Origin of the sequence: Qaidamihabitans albus (assembly GCF_016464705.1) — a bacterium.
GTDB classification, from domain to species: Bacteria; Actinomycetota; Actinomycetes; order Mycobacteriales; family Pseudonocardiaceae; genus Qaidamihabitans; species Qaidamihabitans albus.
Map to the genome: position 1 here is coordinate 1 of NZ_JAEHOB010000021.1, position 15,381 is coordinate 15,381.

At 71.8% G+C, this 15,381-nt stretch carries 15 protein-coding genes; 10 read left to right on the forward strand and 5 right to left on the reverse strand.

Features of this window, described 5'->3' with window-relative positions; genetic code table 11:
- Positions 1 to 58: 58 nt before the first annotated feature.
- Positions 59 to 1,564: a flavin-containing monooxygenase gene (locus tag JAP66_RS28320; RefSeq protein WP_199434918.1), complete on the reverse strand. Its 1,506-nt coding sequence runs from the start codon at positions 1,562 to 1,564 to the stop codon at positions 59 to 61.
- Between the two features lie 62 nt (positions 1,565 to 1,626).
- Here JAP66_RS28320 and JAP66_RS28325 point away from each other — a divergent pair, with 62 nt between their 5' ends.
- Both JAP66_RS28325 and JAP66_RS28330 read left to right on the forward strand, forming a co-directional pair.
- Positions 1,627 to 2,313 (forward strand): TetR/AcrR family transcriptional regulator, encoded by a 687-nt coding sequence (locus JAP66_RS28325; protein WP_199434919.1) that lies wholly within the window; start codon positions 1,627 to 1,629, stop codon positions 2,311 to 2,313.
- Positions 2,297 to 3,475 carry a saccharopine dehydrogenase family protein gene (locus tag JAP66_RS28330; protein ID WP_199434920.1) on the forward strand — a complete coding sequence of 393 codons (1,179 nt, stop codon included), beginning with the start codon at positions 2,297 to 2,299 and terminating at the stop codon, positions 3,473 to 3,475. Before JAP66_RS28325 ends, JAP66_RS28330 begins: the two co-directional genes overlap by 17 nt.
- A 32-nt stretch (positions 3,476 to 3,507) precedes the next feature.
- Here the strand turns inward: JAP66_RS28330 and hemW are convergent, their stop codons facing one another.
- The 4 genes from hemW to JAP66_RS28350 are packed head-to-tail and all read right to left on the reverse strand — an operon-like array spanning position 3,508 to position 7,664.
- On the reverse strand, positions 3,508 to 4,719 hold the full coding sequence (hemW, locus tag JAP66_RS28335; protein ID WP_199434921.1) for a radical SAM family heme chaperone HemW: 1,212 nt from the start codon (positions 4,717 to 4,719) through the stop codon (positions 3,508 to 3,510).
- A 34-nt stretch (positions 4,720 to 4,753) separates the two neighbouring features.
- Positions 4,754 to 5,674, reverse strand: coding sequence for an ArsA family ATPase (locus JAP66_RS28340; RefSeq protein WP_199434922.1), 921 nt, complete (start codon positions 5,672 to 5,674; stop codon positions 4,754 to 4,756).
- Positions 5,665 to 5,937: a cory-CC-star protein gene (locus JAP66_RS28345; protein ID WP_199434923.1), complete on the reverse strand. Its 273-nt coding sequence runs from the start codon at positions 5,935 to 5,937 to the stop codon at positions 5,665 to 5,667. The genes JAP66_RS28340 and JAP66_RS28345 overlap by 10 nt, the downstream gene beginning before the upstream one ends.
- Positions 5,934 to 7,664 carry a carbon starvation CstA family protein gene (locus JAP66_RS28350; RefSeq protein WP_199434989.1) on the reverse strand — a complete coding sequence of 577 codons (1,731 nt, stop codon included), beginning with the start codon at positions 7,662 to 7,664 and terminating at the stop codon, positions 5,934 to 5,936. The genes JAP66_RS28345 and JAP66_RS28350 overlap by 4 nt, the downstream gene beginning before the upstream one ends.
- An 89-nt stretch (positions 7,665 to 7,753) precedes the next feature.
- On the opposite strand from JAP66_RS28350, the gene JAP66_RS28355 reads away from it, so the two are divergent.
- The 8 genes from JAP66_RS28355 to JAP66_RS28385 all read left to right on the forward strand — a co-directional run bounded on the left by JAP66_RS28355 (position 7,754) and on the right by JAP66_RS28385 (position 15,339).
- Positions 7,754 to 8,572, forward strand: coding sequence for a hypothetical protein (locus JAP66_RS28355; protein ID WP_199434924.1), 819 nt, complete (start codon positions 7,754 to 7,756; stop codon positions 8,570 to 8,572).
- Positions 8,573 to 8,861: 289 nt separating this feature from the next.
- On the forward strand, positions 8,862 to 10,544 hold the full coding sequence (locus tag JAP66_RS28360; RefSeq protein ID WP_199434925.1) for a nitrite/sulfite reductase: 1,683 nt from the start codon (positions 8,862 to 8,864) through the stop codon (positions 10,542 to 10,544).
- Positions 10,541 to 10,702: an Insertion element protein gene (locus JAP66_RS32510; protein ID WP_235999675.1), complete on the forward strand. Its 162-nt coding sequence runs from the start codon at positions 10,541 to 10,543 to the stop codon at positions 10,700 to 10,702. Before JAP66_RS28360 ends, JAP66_RS32510 begins: the two co-directional genes overlap by 4 nt.
- Positions 10,699 to 11,403, forward strand: coding sequence for a phosphoadenylyl-sulfate reductase (locus tag JAP66_RS28365; protein WP_199434926.1), 705 nt, complete (start codon positions 10,699 to 10,701; stop codon positions 11,401 to 11,403). Before JAP66_RS32510 ends, JAP66_RS28365 begins: the two co-directional genes overlap by 4 nt.
- Positions 11,404 to 11,478: 75 nt before the next feature.
- Positions 11,479 to 12,438: a sulfate adenylyltransferase subunit CysD gene (gene cysD / locus JAP66_RS28370; RefSeq protein ID WP_199434927.1), complete on the forward strand. Its 960-nt coding sequence runs from the start codon at positions 11,479 to 11,481 to the stop codon at positions 12,436 to 12,438.
- The gene (locus JAP66_RS28375; RefSeq protein WP_199434928.1) at positions 12,438 to 13,718 is read left to right on the forward strand and encodes a sulfate adenylyltransferase subunit 1; all 1,281 of its coding nucleotides are present in this window, start codon (positions 12,438 to 12,440) and stop codon (positions 13,716 to 13,718) included. Before cysD ends, JAP66_RS28375 begins: the two co-directional genes overlap by 1 nt.
- Entirely contained in the window at positions 13,715 to 14,452 is a 738-nt protein-coding gene (locus JAP66_RS28380; protein ID WP_199434929.1) for a sirohydrochlorin chelatase, read from the forward strand. Before JAP66_RS28375 ends, JAP66_RS28380 begins: the two co-directional genes overlap by 4 nt.
- A gap of 104 nt (positions 14,453 to 14,556) precedes the next feature.
- Entirely contained in the window at positions 14,557 to 15,339 is a 783-nt protein-coding gene (locus JAP66_RS28385; protein ID WP_199434930.1) for an enoyl-CoA hydratase-related protein, read from the forward strand.
- Positions 15,340 to 15,381: the final 42 nt, after the last annotated feature.

Genomic DNA, 15,381 nt, shown 5'->3' on the forward strand with positions numbered 1-15,381 from the left:
AGCACAACGGCCCCACCCTCGACACGCCCCGGCCTGACACCTGGCGCGATCCAACGCCCTAGCCTGATCCGGCCGGCGCCGGCCGCCCCGGCCGGCGAACGCCGGTGAACTCGAACTCCGCCGGATCGACGTGCCGGGTGCGCATCCAGTACCGCCAGGTGAAGCCCGGCCAGATCGCCCGGTTCACGCCACGCGAGTCGAGGTACCAGCTCCTGCAGCCGCCGGTGCTCCACACACCGCGCGCGAGCCTGCGCTGGATCTCGTCGTTGAACCGCCGCTGCACGTCCTCGCGTACCTCGATCGCGGTGGTCCCGCGCTCCCGCGTCAGCCGGATCGCCTCGGCGGCGTACCGGATCTGGGACTCGATCATGAAGACCACGGAGTTGTGCCCCAGGCCGGTGTTCGGACCGAGCAGCAGGAACAGGTTCGGGAAGCCGGAGACCGTGATCCCCAGGTGGGTCTGGATGCCCTCGGCCCGCCACTGATCGGCCAGCTCCCGGCCGCCGCGGCCCTTGACCCGGAGGTTCTCGAACGCGTCGGTGACGTGGAAGCCGGTGCCGTAGATGATCGCGTCCACCTCCCGTTCGGCTTCGTCGTTCCCGACGATCCCGCCTGCGGTGACCTCGCGGATGCCGTCGGTGAGCAGGTGGACGTTGTCCCGCGTCAGCGCCGGGTAGTACGTGTTGGAGCCGAGCACCCGCTTGCAGCCGAGCGTGTAGTCCGGCGTCACCTTCCGGCGCAGCTCCGGGTCGGCGATGTGCTTCTCGATGTTGCGCCTGGCCAGTCGCTCACCCAGCTTGAGCAGCTCCGGCCTGCCGTTGAAACCGACCGCGAACGACTCGTTGAGCAGGTACAGGGCGGCCCGGTAGGCCCGGCGCACCGGTGGCGCGCGGTGGAAGAGCTGCTTGGTCCAGTCCGGGATCTCCCCCTCCGGCCTCGGCAGGACCCACGGCGGCGTGCGCTGGTAGAGGTCGAGCCTGGCCACCCTCGGCGCGATCTTGGGGACGAACTGGATCGCGCTCGCCCCGGTGCCGACGACGGCGACGCGCTTGCCGTCGAGCGGAAAGTCGTGGTTCCAGCGGGCGGAGTGGAAGCTGACCCCCTGGAACCGCTCGATACCGGGTAGCTCCGGGATGTTGGGGACGTGCAGCGCGCCGGTGCCGTCGACGAGGAAGGCGCCGCTGAACTCCTCGCCCGCGGCCGTCTCCACGTGCCAGCACTGGGCGGGCTCGTCCCAGCGGGCACCGGCCGCCTCCACGCCGAACCGGATGTGCGGGCGCAGCTCGTAGGCGTCGGCGACGCGGCTGAGGTAGTCCCAGATCTCCGGCTGCTCGGAGAACGACTTCGACCAGCCGGGGTTCGGCGCGAAGGAGAAGGAGTACATGTGCGAGCGGATGTCGCAGGCGCAGCCCGGATAGGTGTTGTCCCGCCAGGTGCCGCCGAGGTCACCGGCCTTCTCCAGGATCACGAAGTCGTCCCGGCCCGCCTTCTTGAGCTGGATGGCCATGCCGAGGCCGGAGAAACCGGAGCCGATGATCACCACACCGGTCGTCGTGTTCGCCATGACCCCACCCGTCCGCTTATGGGTTACCGCCGGTATCGGATACCTCGCGTACTATGCAGCTCGTGACCGAGAGTGTCAACCGTCACACGGACGGCAGGGCGGAGCGCTGGCGTGCCCATCGCCTCGCGCGCCGGGCCGAGTTCGTCGACGCCGCGTTCCGGGCGCTGGACCGGTACGGCCCCGGCGCGGGAATGGCCGACATCGCCCGCGAGGCCGGGGTGTCGAAACCGCGCCTGTACCGGCACTTCGCGGACCGGGCGGAGCTGCTCGCCGCGGTCGCGGATCGCGCGGCCGAGCTGGTGTGGCGGCGCCTCGCCCCGGCGATGCACGAGCCGGCGCCGATCCGGGCCCGCGTACGGCAGAGCCTGCGCGCATACTTCGGCGTCGTCGACGAGCATCCGAACGTCTTCCGGGTCGTCTGCGGATCCCGCTCCGGCGAGCTGGTGGCCGAGAACCGCGGTGCCGCCGCCGGAGCCATCGCCGCGATGCTCGGGCAGTACCTGCACGCCTTCGGGGTGGAGTCCGAGGGCACGCGGCCCTGGGCGCACGGCATCGTCGGCGCGGTGGAGGCCGCCGGCGGCTGGTGGCTGGAGCACCCTTCGATGGACCGGGACCGGATCGTCGACTACCTCACCACGCTCGTCGCGGGGGCGATCGAGGCGGCGTTGCGCTCCGAGGGCATCACCCTCGCTCCCGACGAGCCCGTTGACCTGACCGCACAGGAGGAACCGCATGGCAACCGAACGTGAGTACGACATCGTCCTGTTCGGCGGTACCGGATTCACCGGCGGCCTGACCGCCGAGTACCTCGCGCGGCACGCACCCGCTGGTTGCCGGTGGGCACTGGCCGGGCGCAACCGCGCGAAGCTGGAGCGCCTTCGCGCCCGGCTCGCCGAGATCGACCCCGGCTGCGAGAAGCTCCCGCTGCTGCACGCCGACGTCACCGACGACGGCTCGCTGCGCGACATCGCCGCGGCGGCGCGGGTGGTGATCACCACGGTCGGCCCGTACACGCACTACGGCGAGCCGCTGGTGGCCGCGTGCGCCGCGAACGGTACCGACTACGTGGACCTCACCGGCGAGCCCGAGTTCGTCGACCGGATGTACCTTGCGCACGACGCGACCGCGCGCCGCACCGGCGCGCGGCTGGTGCACGCCTGCGGCTTCGACTCGATCCCGTACGACCTCGGCGTGTACTTCACCGTGCGGCGGCTGCCGGAGAACGTGCCGATCACGGTCGAGGGGCAGGTGCGGGCAAGGGCGGAGTTCTCCGGTGGCACGTACTCCTCGGCGCTCACCGCGTTCTCCCGGCCGCTGGCGATGGCGCGCGCGGCCAGGGAGCGGCGCCGGATCGAGCCGCGGCCGGCCGGGCGGGCCGTGCACACCCCGTTCGGGCCGCCGCGGCGGGACCGTGAGACCGGGCACTGGCTGGTACCGATGCCGACGGTCGACCCGCAGATCGTCGCCCGCTCGGCCGCGGCACTGGACCGGTACGGGCCGGACTTCACCTACCGCCACTGCGCCGCGGTCCGGCGGCTGCCGACCCTCGTCGCCGCCGGGGGTGGCCTCGGCGTGCTCGCGCTGCTCGCACAGATCCCGCCGGCCCGCGAGGCGCTCGGCAGGTTGCGCAGGCCCGGTGCGGGGCCGAGTCCGGCACGGAGGGCAAAGTCGTGGTTCCAGGTCCGGTTCGTCGGCGAGGGCGGCGGCAAGCGGGTGGTGACCGAGTTCGCCGGCGGCGATCCCGGCTACGACGAGACGGCGCGGATGCTGGCCGAGTCGGCGCTGTGCCTGGCGCTCGACGACCTGCCCGCCACCTCCGGCCAGGTCACCACGGCCGTCGCGATGGGCGACGCCCTGCTCGACCGGCTCGCCAACGCCGGCCTCACCATCCGCGCGCTACCTGGCTCGTGAGTGCCCACCCGAGTTAGAACTCGCGTAGGCACTCACGAGCCCGGGGTGACCAGCCTGCGGACGACGGCGTCGGCGAGCAGCCTGCCCCGGTCGGTGAGCACGGCCCGGCCTGCCTCGACCAGCGGCGCGTCGAGCAGGCCCTCGGCCGCGGCGTCCGCCGCCGCGCGGCGGCCGGCTAGCGCGAGCACGTCGAGCGCGAGCCCCTCCGCGAGCCGCAGCTCCAGCAGCACACGTTCGAGGTGGCGGTCCTGCTCGGTCAGGATCTCGTGCCCCGCGACGGGCGGGGTGCCCTCGCCGAGCAGCGCGGTGTAGCGCGCCGGGTGCTTGACGTTCCACCAGCGGACCCCGCCGACGTGGCTGTGCGCCCCCGGGCCTGCGCCCCACCAGTCGCCGCCGCGCCAGTATCCGAGGTTGTGCCTGCACCGCCCGCACGTCGAGGAGGCCCAGTTCGACACCTCGTACCAGCGCAGCCCCGCCTCCGACAGCACCTGGTCGATCACCTCGTAGTCGGTGGCGAGGACGTCATCGTCCGGTGCGGGCAGCTCCCCCCGGCGCACCCGGCGGGCGAGCGCGGTGCCGTCCTCGACGATGAGCGCGTAGGCGGACACGTGGTCGGCCCCGGCGTCCAGCACCGCGTCGAGCGACGCCCGAAGGTCCTGCGGGCGCTCCCCCGGCGTGCCGTAGATGAGGTCGAGGTTCACATGCTCGAACCCGGCGGCGCGGGCCTCCTTCGCGGCCGCTACCGGACGACCGGGCGTGTGCACGCGGTCGAGCACCCGCAGCACGTGCGGCGCCGCCGACTGCATGCCCAGCGAGACCCGCGTGTAGCCGGCCTCACGGATCCCGGCGAAGAACTCCGGCGAGGTCGACTCGGGGTTCGACTCGGTGGTCACCTCGGCGCCGGGAGCCACCCCGAACGCCTCGCGTACGGCGTCGAGCACCTCGGCCAGCCCGTCCGCACCGAGCAGCGAGGGTGTGCCGCCGCCGACGAACACGGTGTCCGCCGCGGGCGGCTCGCCCAGCAGGCGCGCCGCCACGCCGAGCTCCCGCCGTAGGCCCTCCAGCCACGACTGCGGGGACGCCGCCGAGCCCAGCTCGCCGGCCGTGTAGGTGTTGAAGTCGCAGTAGCCGCACCGGGTGGCGCAGAAGGGCACGTGGACGTACACGCCGAACGGCCGGGTGCCCAGGCCGCGCAGCGCGGACTCGGGCAGGCCGAACCGGACAGCAGGCGCGTCGACCGTCATTCCTCCAGTGTCCCATCCCCGTGCCCGGGCGGTATCAGACGCTCGCGAGGCGGGCCGCGAGGTCAGCGAGCTCGGCGCGCCCGGTCAGGGTTCCGGCGAGCAGCGGTATCCGCACCACACCGGTCTCGCCGAAACGTTCCGCCACCCGCGCCAGCACGTCCTCCTGCTGCGCCTGGCGCCGGGCGAGCACACCGGTCTCACCGGCGGGCAGCACCCGGTTGACGAGCACCGTGCCGAGCGTGAGCCCGCCGTCGGTCAGCGTGTCGGCCGCCCGCAGCGTCTCGGCCAGCGGCAGGTGCTCGGGCACCAGCACCAGGTGCACCAGCGCGTCGTCCCGCAGCCGCGCGCGCATCCGCTCCAGCCGCGCTCGGCGGGCGTGCAGCCGGTCCAGCAGCGGATCCGGCCGCTCCTGCTCGCCGCCGAGCAGCCCGGCCACCAGCCGGTCGGCGCCGCGCACCTTCTCCCGCTGCCGGGTGAGCCCCTCGATCCACGGCGTGAGCAGCGCGGGCAGGCTCAGCAGCCGCACCATGTGCCCGGTGGGGGCGCTGTCCACGACGAGCCGGTCCCATCGCGGGCCCACGTCCTCGACCAGCTCGGTCAGCCGGTCCAGCAGCGCCGACTCGACCGTGCCCGGACTGTCGGCCGCCCTGCTGAGATGCCGTTGCACCGCGGGCAGCACCTCCCTCGGCACGGCGTGCCGGGCGTCCTCCAGCACCTCGGCGATCCGCTTGCCCGCCTGCTCCTCGCCGCTGATCTCGGCGGCCCACAGGCCGGGCGCCAGCTCGCGCGGCTCACCGGAGAGCGACGTGGCCAGGACGTCGCCCAGTGAGTGCGCCGGGTCGGTCGACACCACGAGCGTGCGCAGGCCCTGTTCCGCCAGCCGCAGCGCGTAGGCGGCGGCCAGTGTCGTCTTGCCCACACCGCCCTTGCCACCGAAGAACCGGATCAACAGCACACCCCGGGGTCACCGAAGCTCTCGCGGCCCATCCGCTGATGCCATTCGTGCACGTCCGCGACCAGGTACGGAATGAGATCGAGCGTCTCGTAGGCCACCGGGTTGTCCACGCCGAGGGACTCGACCATCACCAGCGCGCGCAGGGTGTCCTCCTGGCGGCGCACCTCCCGCCGCAGGCCCTGCCGCCAGCGGGCGACGAAGAGCTGGTCGTGGGCGGCCTCCACCCGCCGCCAGGCGGAGGCCAGCCACGACAACCGGCTCATGACTCCGATTCCGACTCCGACTCCGCTGCGACCGGGCCGCCGCTGCGCGTGCTCAGCCAGGCCTTGCGCAGCGCCACCGCGGCCTCGAAGATCAGCCAGATCGCCAGCACGAAGATGATCGCGTCGAGCGGCGCGAGCACCCAGTCGCCCTCGCCGATGAAGTTGCCGAGGTTGACGACCAGGGCCCAGCTCGTCATCACCAGCAGGAACACCAGCGGCACCAGCACCGCGATCGGGTTGCGGCGGTTCTTCGTGACCCACACCGCGATCACCGCGAGCGCCAGCCCCGCCGTGAGCTGGTTGGTGGTGCCGAAGAGCTGCCACAGCACACCGAACGTGTAGCCCTGCTCGCCACCGCCGGGCAGCAGCGCCATCGCCAGCGGGACGATCACCGCGATCGCGGTGGCCAGCGTGACGTTACGGGCCACCGGCTTGGCACCGACGATGTCGGCGATCTCCTGGACGATGTAGCGCTGCAACCGCACCCCGGTGTCCATCGTCGTCGCAGCGAAGCTGATCACCACGATCGCCGCGAAGATCGTGCCGATGGTCAGCGGCACGCCGATGTTGCCGGCGAAGTGGGCGACACCGTTGACGAAGTTGCCCACGGCGCCGTCGGAGGCGGTGGCGAAGTCGGGGTAGGCGGCGTTCCAGTCGGCGGTGGTCGCCACGATCCCCGCCGTGCAGGCCAGGATCGCGCCGACCGCGAGCGATCCCTCACCGACGGCGCCGAGGTAGCCGACATATCGCGCGTCGGTCTCCTTGTCGAGCTGTTTCGACGTCGTGCCCGAGGAGACCAGGCTGTGGAACCCTGAGATCGCGCCGCAGGCGATCGTGATGAACAGGAACGGGAACCAGTGCGGCGAGCCTTCCGGCGTGTCGTTGAACGCGGGCGCCACGATCGTGTCCAGCCCCACGATGATCCCGAGCCCGATCACCCCGAGCGCGATGAACAGCTGGTGCGAGTTGATGTAGTCACGCGGTTGCAGCAGCACCCACACCGGGATCCGGGACGCGATGAAGGTGTAGGCGAACAGCAGGATCACCCAGATGTTGCGCTCGGTGAACAGGCCGTCCTCCGCGGCGATCCCGGCCAGCGAGATCGGCCAGAGCTGGCCGAGGCCGATCGAGGCGTACAGCAGGATCACGCCGACGATCGACGGCACGAGCGCCGGGCTGCGCGTGCGGTAGATGTACTGCCCGATCGCGATCGCGAGCGGGATCTCCAGCACGATCGGCAGCACCGCCTCGGGGTTGGCCACGAAGAGGTTGCCGATGACCACGGCGAACACCGCGTTCACCAGGGTCAGCAGGAAGAAGATGATCAGCAGGAACAACGTCCGCGCCCGCTTGTTGATCACGTCCCTGGCCAGGGTGCCGATGCTCTTCGCCCGGTGCCGGACGGAGACCGCCAGCGCACCGAAGTCGTGCACGCCAGCGGCGAAGATCGTGCCGAGCACGACCCAGGCCAGCGCGGGGCCCCAGCCCCAGAACACCGCGATCGCCGGGCCGACGATCGGCGCGGCGCCGGCCACCGACGTGAAGTGGTGTCCGAACAGCACGTGCTTGTTGGTCGGCACGAAGTCGACGCCGTCCCGCATGGTGTGCGCCGGGGTGGCGAACGCCGGGTCGAGCGCGTAGACCTTCTTGGCGAGGTAGGACGAGTAGTAGCGGTAGCCGAGGTAGAACAGGACGGCTACGACCAGCGCGACGACGATGGCGGGCATGTCGCTCACTCCACGGGCACCGTTGGCGGGAGGCTATTGACGAGGTGGGACCGTAACAGCCGGACGATCTTCTGGTAAGAGCTAGGGAGATGAACGAGCTGGTTCCGTTATGGCGGCGTGCCCTGGCTGCGGAGATCTGCTGGCTGGACGGCGCCGGGGAGCCCGCGGCCCTCGCCGTGACGCCGCTGCTGGCCGGTGACGTGCCGTGCGTGGCGCTGCCCTACGCCCGGGCGGGCGAGGTGGCGAGCCTGCACGAGGCCGCACGGGTGGCGTTCGCCGTGACGGACTCGCGCTCGCTGCCGGGAGGGGGACCGGGACGCGCCTGGATCGGCTCGGCGGGACGGACCGAGGACAGCGAGGGCGACTTCTTCGCCGTCGAGCTGCTGCGGCAGGAGCTGCTCAAGTACCCGCCCTCGCGCGCGCTTGCCGACAGCCCGCTGCTGTGCCGGGAGAACTGGTGGTGGCTGCCGCGGATCGTGATCCGGCTCGAACGGCCCGTACGGGAGGTGGAGCTGCCGCCGCGCACCAACCCGCGACGGCACGCGCTGCTCGTGCGGGAGCGGGACGGGGAGCTTTCGCTGGACACGGCAGAGATCCCCGAGAGCCCGGAGATCCGGCCGTCGCAGGTCGTGCTGCGCCGGCCGGACGGCGGTGACCTGCGCGGTGACGGCGCAGGCGCGATGGCGTTGGGCTACGACTACTCCATGCCGGACCTGGAGCGCTGGGAGACGTGGTCGCTGCGTGGCAGGCTGCTCGGCGACCGGCTGGACGTCACCGAACGCCACGGCGATCCGGACGCGGAGCTCGGGCCGCTACCGCTGCTGGAGCGCATCCGGCGGCAGCGGGCGCTGTCGCGGGGCTGCCGGCGCGGGCTGGCGGGCACGCGGGAGCAGGAAAAGCGCAGGTAGTGATACTCCTCCCACCATCCGGACAGCGCTAGACCACATGTTGGGCTCGTGGCACCCTTGAGCCGTGACTTCCGCCGGTGTCCTGCTCGTGGTCCGACGCCACGTGGACTACCTGCGCGTCTCCAGCAGCCTCTGCCGGCGCTGACTTCTCCGCGCGCCACCCTTCTGCCCGAAGACGGACAAAGCCGGCGCCGGACGTGCCGCGAACTGCTCCCACCACCGGCCTGGTCGGACGTCCCGGTGCGCACGGCGCCTTCCACAGCTGCGACAGCCCTGGAGGACGACGAAGATGGCCCCGAACACAGGCCGCCCCGCACGCACCAAGCAACGCCGCGGTGAGGGCCAGTGGGCCCTGGGCTACCGCGAGCCGCTGAACCCCAACGAGCGCTCCAAGAAGGACGACGCGCCGCTCAACGTCCGGGCGCGCATCGAGAACATCTACGCCCACCAGGGTTTCGATGCCATCGACCCGGGCGACCTGCGCGGACGTTTCCGCTGGTACGGCCTCTACACGCAGCGTAAGCCCGGCATCGAGGGCGGCCGCACGGCCACCCTGGAGCCCGAGGAGCTCGATGACGAGTACTTCATGCTGCGGGTGCGCATCGACGGCGGCGCGCTCACCACCGAGCAGCTCACGCTGATCGGCGAGCTCTCGCAGACCTACGCCCGCGACACCGCGGACATCACCGACCGGCAGAACGTCCAGTACCACTGGATCCGGATCGAGGACATGCCCACGGTCTGGGAGAAGCTGGAGGCCGCGGGCCTGACCACGATGGAGGCGTGCGGCGACAGCCCGCGCGTCATCCTCGGGTCGCCGGTCGCGGGCATCGCCGCCGACGAGGTCATCGACGGCACTCCCGCGATCGACGAGATCAAGCGCCGCTACATCGGCGACCCGGCGTTCGCGAACCTGCCCCGCAAGTTCAAGACCGCGATCTCCGGCCAGCAGGACGTCGCCCACGAGATCCACGACGTGGCCTTCGTCGGGGTCGAGCATCCCGAACACGGCCCCGGCTTCGACGTGTGGGTCGGCGGCGGGCTCTCCACGAACCCGATGATCGGCCAGCGGCTGGGCGCCTGGGTCCCGCTGGAGGAGGTGCCGGACGTGTGGGCGGGCGTGGTCAGCGTCTTCCGCGACTACGGCTACCGCAGGTTGCGCGCCCGTGCCCGGATCAAGTTCCTGGTCAAGGACTGGGGCGCGGAGAGGTTCCGCGACGTGCTGGAGGCGGAGTACCTGGGGCGCAGGCTCGCCGACGGCCCTGCCCCGGTGGCCCCTGCGGCACCGGTGGACCACATCGGCGTGCATCCGCAGAAGGACGGCAACTTCTACGTCGGCGCCGCGCCGGTCGCCGGGCGGTCGTCGGGTTCGACGCTCATCGCCGTCGCCAAGGCGGCCGAGCGGGCCGGGTCCGGCAGGGTGCGGCTCACCCCGCAGCAGAAGCTGGTCGTACTGGACGTGCCGGAGGCGGACGTGGCCGGCCTGCGCGCGGAGCTGGCCGACATCGGCCTGCAGACCGAGCCGACGCCCTGGCGGCGCGGCGTGATGGCCTGCACCGGGATCGAGTTCTGCAAGCTCGCCATCGTGGAGACCAAGGCCCGCGCCCAGGAGCTGGTCGACGAGCTCGAGCGCAGTCTCGCCGACATCCAGTCCGGTCTCGACACGCCGGTGAGCGTGCATCTCAACGGCTGCCCCAATTCGTGCGCGCGCATCCAGACCGCCGATATCGGGCTCAAGGGACAGATCGTCACCGACGCCGACGGCAACCAGGTCGAGGGATTCCAGGTGCACCTCGGCGGCGGGCTGGGCCTCGACGCGGGCTTCGGCCGCAAACTGCGCGGGCACAAGGTGACCAGCGCGGAGCTGACCGGGTACGTCGAACGCGTCGTGCGCAACTACGTCACCAGGCGCGAGCCCGGCGAGCGCTTCCCGCAGTGGGTCAGCAGGGCCGAGGAGGCTGAGCTGCGATGAGCGAACAACCCACCGGCCGGGCCGTGCCGTTCCACTGTCCGTACTGTGGCGACGAGGATCTCCGCCCGGAAGAGAACGGCGCGTGGCTGTGCTCATCCTGCAGGCGGGTGTTCTCGGTGACGTTCATCGGGCTTCAGATACCGGAGGTAACACGATGACCACGGCGACGTCGGCCGAAGAGCTGAAGGCGCTCGCGGAGCGGGCGTCCGGCGAACTCGCGGACGCCGGTGCCGAGGAGGCACTGCAATGGGCCGTCGACCAGTTCGGCGACGACCTCATCGTCGCGTCCAACATGCAGGACGCGGTGCTGATCGACCTGGCCACCAAGGTCAAGCCCGATGTGGATGTTCTGTTTCTGGAGACCGGTTACCACTTCGCCGAGACGATCGGCACGCGCGACGCCATCGCGTCGGTGTACCCGGAGATCCGCGTGATCAACGCCAGGGCCGAGCAGTCGGTGGCCGAGCAGGACGCCGAGTACGGCCCCAAGCTGCACGACCGTGACCCAAACCAGTGCTGCTTCCTGCGCAAGGTGGTCCCGTTGCGCAACACGCTGGCGAACTACTCGTGCTGGGTCACGGGTGTACGCCGGGTCGACGCGCCGACCAGGGCGAACACGCCGATCGTGACGTGGGACGAGCGCAACGGGCTGGTCAAGGTCAACCCGATCGCGCCGTGGACCGACGAGGAGTTCGACGATTACCTCCACCAGCACGGGATCCTGCAGAATCCCCTCGTGAACGAGGGATATCCGTCCATCGGCTGCGCCCCGTGCACGGCCAAGGTCGCGCCGGGCGCCGACCCGCGCAGCGGCCGCTGGGCAGGCCAGTCCAAGACCGAGTGCGGCCTGCACGGCTGAGCCGACTGCCGCGGACGGCACCCCGGCGACACAATCGCCTCGCGGGTTGCCCGACAAGCACCGAGAAAGGACGCCATGACCGCACTTTCCGAAACGAGCGAGACCAGGGAGACCGGCGAGGCCCGCGCCGCGGCCGCCGACGCCGCGCGCGACAACCTCACCGCCCTGGAGTCGGAAGGTATGCACGTCTTCCGGGAGGTCGCCGGCGAGTTCGACCGGCCGGTGATCCTCTTCTCCGGCGGCAAGGACTCCACTCTGCTGCTGCACCTGGCGATCAAGGCGTTCTGGCCGGCGCCGGTGCCGTTCCCGCTGCTGCACGTCGACACCGGGCACAACTTCGACGAGGTGATCGAGTTCCGCGACCGCATGGTCGCCCAGCACGGCCTGCGGCTGATCGTCGCGCACGTGCAGGACTGGATCGACGACGGCAGGCTGACCGAGCGTCCCGACGGCACGCGCAACCCGTTGCAGACGCAGCCGTTGCTGGACACGATCACCGAGCACAAGTTCGACGCCGTGTTCGGCGGCGGCCGCCGGGACGAGGAACGCGCCCGCGCCAAGGAGCGCATCTTCAGCCTGCGCAACGCCTTCGGTCAGTGGGAGCCCCGCCGTCAGCGGCCGGAGCTGTGGAACCTCTACAACGGCAGGCACCGCCCCGGCGAGCACGTCCGGGTCTTCCCGCTGTCCAACTGGACCGAGGCGGACGTCTGGAACTACATCGCCCGCGAGCGCGTCGAGCTTCCCTCGATCTACTACGCGCACCGGCGCAAGGTGTACCGGCGGGACGGCATGTGGCTCACCGAGGGGCCGTGGGGCGGACCGCGCGAGAACGAGACCGTCGAGGAGCTGACCGTGCGCTACCGCACCGTCGGTGACGGCTCGTGCACCGGCGCCGTCGAGTCCACGGCGGCCACGGTGGAGGAGGTCATCGCGGAGGTCCAGGCCAGCAGGCTGACCGAGCGCGGCGCCACCAGGGCGGACGACCGGCTGTCCGAGGCCGCGATGGAGGACCGTAAGCGGGAGGGGTACTTCTGATGTCGAGCCTGTTGAGGCTGGCCACCGCCGGCAGCGTGGACGACGGGAAGTCGACGCTGGTCGGGCGGCTGCTCTACGACACCAAGTCGGTGCTCGCCGACCAGCTCGACGCGGTGCAGCGCGCGAGCGTCGACCGTGGACTGTCCACGCCGGACCTCTCGCTGCTGGTGGACGGGCTGCGCTCCGAGCGGGAGCAGGGCATCACGATCGACGTGGCGTACCGGTACTTCGCCACGCCGCGGCGCAGCTTCGTGCTCGCCGACACTCCCGGCCACGTGCAGTACACGCGCAACACGGTCACCGGTGCGTCCACCGCCCAGCTGGCCGTGCTGCTCGTCGACGCGCGCAAGGGCGTCGTGGAGCAGACGCGGCGGCACGCCGCCGTGCTGGCGCTGCTCGGGGTGCCGCGGCTGGTCCTCGCCGTGAACAAGGTCGACCTGATCGGCTACGACGAGGCGGAGTTCACGGTGATCGCGAAGGAGTTCGCGGGGCACGCCGCCTCCCTGGGCTACCCCGAGGGCTCGGTGCTGACCATCCCGGTCTCGGCACTGCACGGGGACAACGTGGCCGTGCGCTCGGAGAACACCCCGTGGTACAGCGGCCCGACGCTGCTGGACCATCTGGAGAACGTGCCCGTGGCACCGGATCCGCACGACGCTCCCTTCCGCTTCCCGGTGCAGTACGTCATCCGCCCGCGCACGCCGGAGCACCCCGACTACCGCGGCTACGCGGGGCAGATCGCCGCGGGGACGGTGCGCCCCGGCGACGAGGTCGTGGTGCTCCCGCAGGGCCTGCACACCACGGTGGAGCGGGTGGACACCGCCGACGGCCCTCGGGACGAGGCCGGGTCCGGCAGTTCGGTGACCGTACTGCTGGCCGACGACCTGGACATCTCCCGGGGCGACCTGATCGCCTCCGCCGCCGACCGTCCGGTGGTGACCGACGAGTTCACGGCGGCGCTGTGCTGGCTGTCCAGCACGTCGCTGCGGCCGGGCGCGCGCGTGCTCGTCAAGCACGGCACGCGTACGGTGCAGGCGTTCGTCGACGAGCTCCACTCGCGTTTCGACGAGCAGGCGCTGTCCACAGTAGAGGACCCGGAGTCCTTGGAGCTCAACGAGATCGGCAGTGTCCGGCTGCGGCTCGCCGAGGAGATCCCGGTGGACGACTACAGCCACAGCCCGCGCACGGGCGCCTTCCTGGTGATCGAGCCGAAGAACGGCGACACGCTCGCCGCCGGCATGGTCGGGGAGCGCTTCGCGAAGCTGGGCAGCACCGCGTGATCCTGGTGGCCGTCGCGCACGGCAGCCGCGACCCCCGGTCGGCGGCCACCGTGCGCTCCCTGGTCGCGGCCGTGGGCCGCGCGGCCGGCGGGATCGACGTGCGGCCGGCGTTTCTCGACCTTTCCGAGCCGAAGCTGGGTGACGTGCTTGCCGGCCTGCATGCCGAGGGCCACCGGGACGTCGTGGCGGTGCCGCTGTTGCTCGGCAGCGCCTACCACGCGCGGGTCGACCTGCCCGGCCTGGTCGCCGAGGCGACCGCCCGGTTCCCGCGGCTGACGGTGTCGATCGCGGACGTGCTCGGCGCGGACCCGCTGCTCGAGGCGGTCGCGCTCGACCGGCTGACCGCGGCGGGCGCGGACCCCGCCGATCCCGGGCTGGGCGTCGTGCTGGCCGCGGTGGGCTCGTCCCGGCCGTCGGCCAACGCGGCCGTGGACCGGCTCGCGCGGCGCTGGCAGGTCCGCCACGGCTGCCTGGTGGCGCCCGCGTTCGCCAGCGCCACGAAGCCGGACGTACCGGCCGCGGTCGCCAAGCTGCGGGCGCACGGCGCACGCCGCTTCGCGGTGGCCTCGTGGTTCCTCGCGCCCGGCCTGCTGCCGGACCGGGTGCGGGCGCTCGCCGAGCACTGCGCCCCCGGCGTGCGGATCGCCGAGCCGCTCGGTGCGGAGTCCCGAGTCGCCGAACTCGTGCTGCGGCGCTATCACGACGCCCGCGCCGCGCAGGCGCGCACCGCGTAACCCGCGCCGAGCGCCACCAATGTGGCATCCGTTGCGTCCAACGCACCCAATGCCGCATCGGGGAGTCTCCGCCGCGGGAGTGACCGGTGTGTCAAAGTGTCCGCATGGCTGACGAACTGGTGCAATACTCGGTGGCCGACGGGGCCGCGACCGTCACGCTCGACTCGCCGCACAACCGCAACGCGCTGTCCGCGCAGCTGCGCCGCGAGCTCGGCGCCGGCCTGGAGAAGGCGCTCGGCGACGACGACGTGCGGGTCGTCGTGCTCGACCACACCGGGCCGGTCTTCTGCGCGGGAATGGACCTCAAGGAGGCCAGGGGCAGCGGCGCGGGCGATCAGGGCGTCAACGAGTTCCCCGCGATCCTCGAACGGATCTGGACCAGCCCCAAGCCGGTCGTGGCCAAGCTCGCCGGACCGGCGCGCGCCGGCGGGGTCGGCATCGTCGCGGCGGCCGACATCGCCGTGGCCGTCGAGGACGCCACCTTCGCCTTCAGCGAGGTGCGCATCGGCGTGGTGCCCGCCCTCATCTCGGTCACCGTGCTGCCACGCCTCACCGCCAGGGCGGCCCACGAGCTGTTCCTCACCGGGGACACGTTCGATGCCGCGCGCGCCGCCGAGATCGGGCTGATCAACGCGGCCGTGCCCGCGGAGCGGCTCGACACCGAGGTCGCGCGGTACGTCCGGTCACTGACGCTGGGCGGTCCCACCGCGCTCGCCGCCACCAAGGAACTGTTGCAGGGCGAGACGTCCGCCGGGATGTCCGAACGGTTCGCGGCCCTGCTGGAGACCTCCGCCCGGTTCTTCGCCGGCGAGGAGGGCCAGGAGGGCATCACCGCGTTCGCCGAGAAGCGCAAGCCGAACTGGGTCCCCGCCGGTCAGACCTCGTGAGTGCGCACACGAGTTAGAACGCCGGTACGCACTCACGACCCC

Bases quoted from the DNA above. Each gene is read 5' to 3' on its own strand.
- hemW (WP_199434921.1), bottom strand. From the start codon at position 4,719: ATGACGGTCGACGCGCCTGCTGTCCGGTTCGGCCTGCCCGAGTCCGCG.
- JAP66_RS28320 (WP_199434918.1), bottom strand. From the start codon at position 1,564: ATGGCGAACACGACGACCGGTGTGGTGATCATCGGCTCCGGTTTCTCC.
- JAP66_RS28330 (WP_199434920.1), top strand. From the start codon at position 2,297: ATGGCAACCGAACGTGAGTACGACATCGTCCTGTTCGGCGGTACCGGA.
- JAP66_RS28355 (WP_199434924.1), top strand. From the start codon at position 7,754: ATGAACGAGCTGGTTCCGTTATGGCGGCGTGCCCTGGCTGCGGAGATC.
- JAP66_RS28345 (WP_199434923.1), bottom strand. From the start codon at position 5,937: ATGAGCCGGTTGTCGTGGCTGGCCTCCGCCTGGCGGCGGGTGGAGGCC.
- JAP66_RS28385 (WP_199434930.1), top strand. From the start codon at position 14,557: ATGGCTGACGAACTGGTGCAATACTCGGTGGCCGACGGGGCCGCGACC.
- JAP66_RS28365 (WP_199434926.1), top strand. From the start codon at position 10,699: ATGACCACGGCGACGTCGGCCGAAGAGCTGAAGGCGCTCGCGGAGCGG.
- cysD (WP_199434927.1), top strand. From the start codon at position 11,479: ATGACCGCACTTTCCGAAACGAGCGAGACCAGGGAGACCGGCGAGGCC.
- JAP66_RS28360 (WP_199434925.1), top strand. From the start codon at position 8,862: ATGGCCCCGAACACAGGCCGCCCCGCACGCACCAAGCAACGCCGCGGT.
- JAP66_RS28375 (WP_199434928.1), top strand. From the start codon at position 12,438: ATGTCGAGCCTGTTGAGGCTGGCCACCGCCGGCAGCGTGGACGACGGG.
- JAP66_RS28350 (WP_199434989.1), bottom strand. From the start codon at position 7,664: ATGCCCGCCATCGTCGTCGCGCTGGTCGTAGCCGTCCTGTTCTACCTC.
- JAP66_RS32510 (WP_235999675.1), top strand. From the start codon at position 10,541: ATGAGCGAACAACCCACCGGCCGGGCCGTGCCGTTCCACTGTCCGTAC.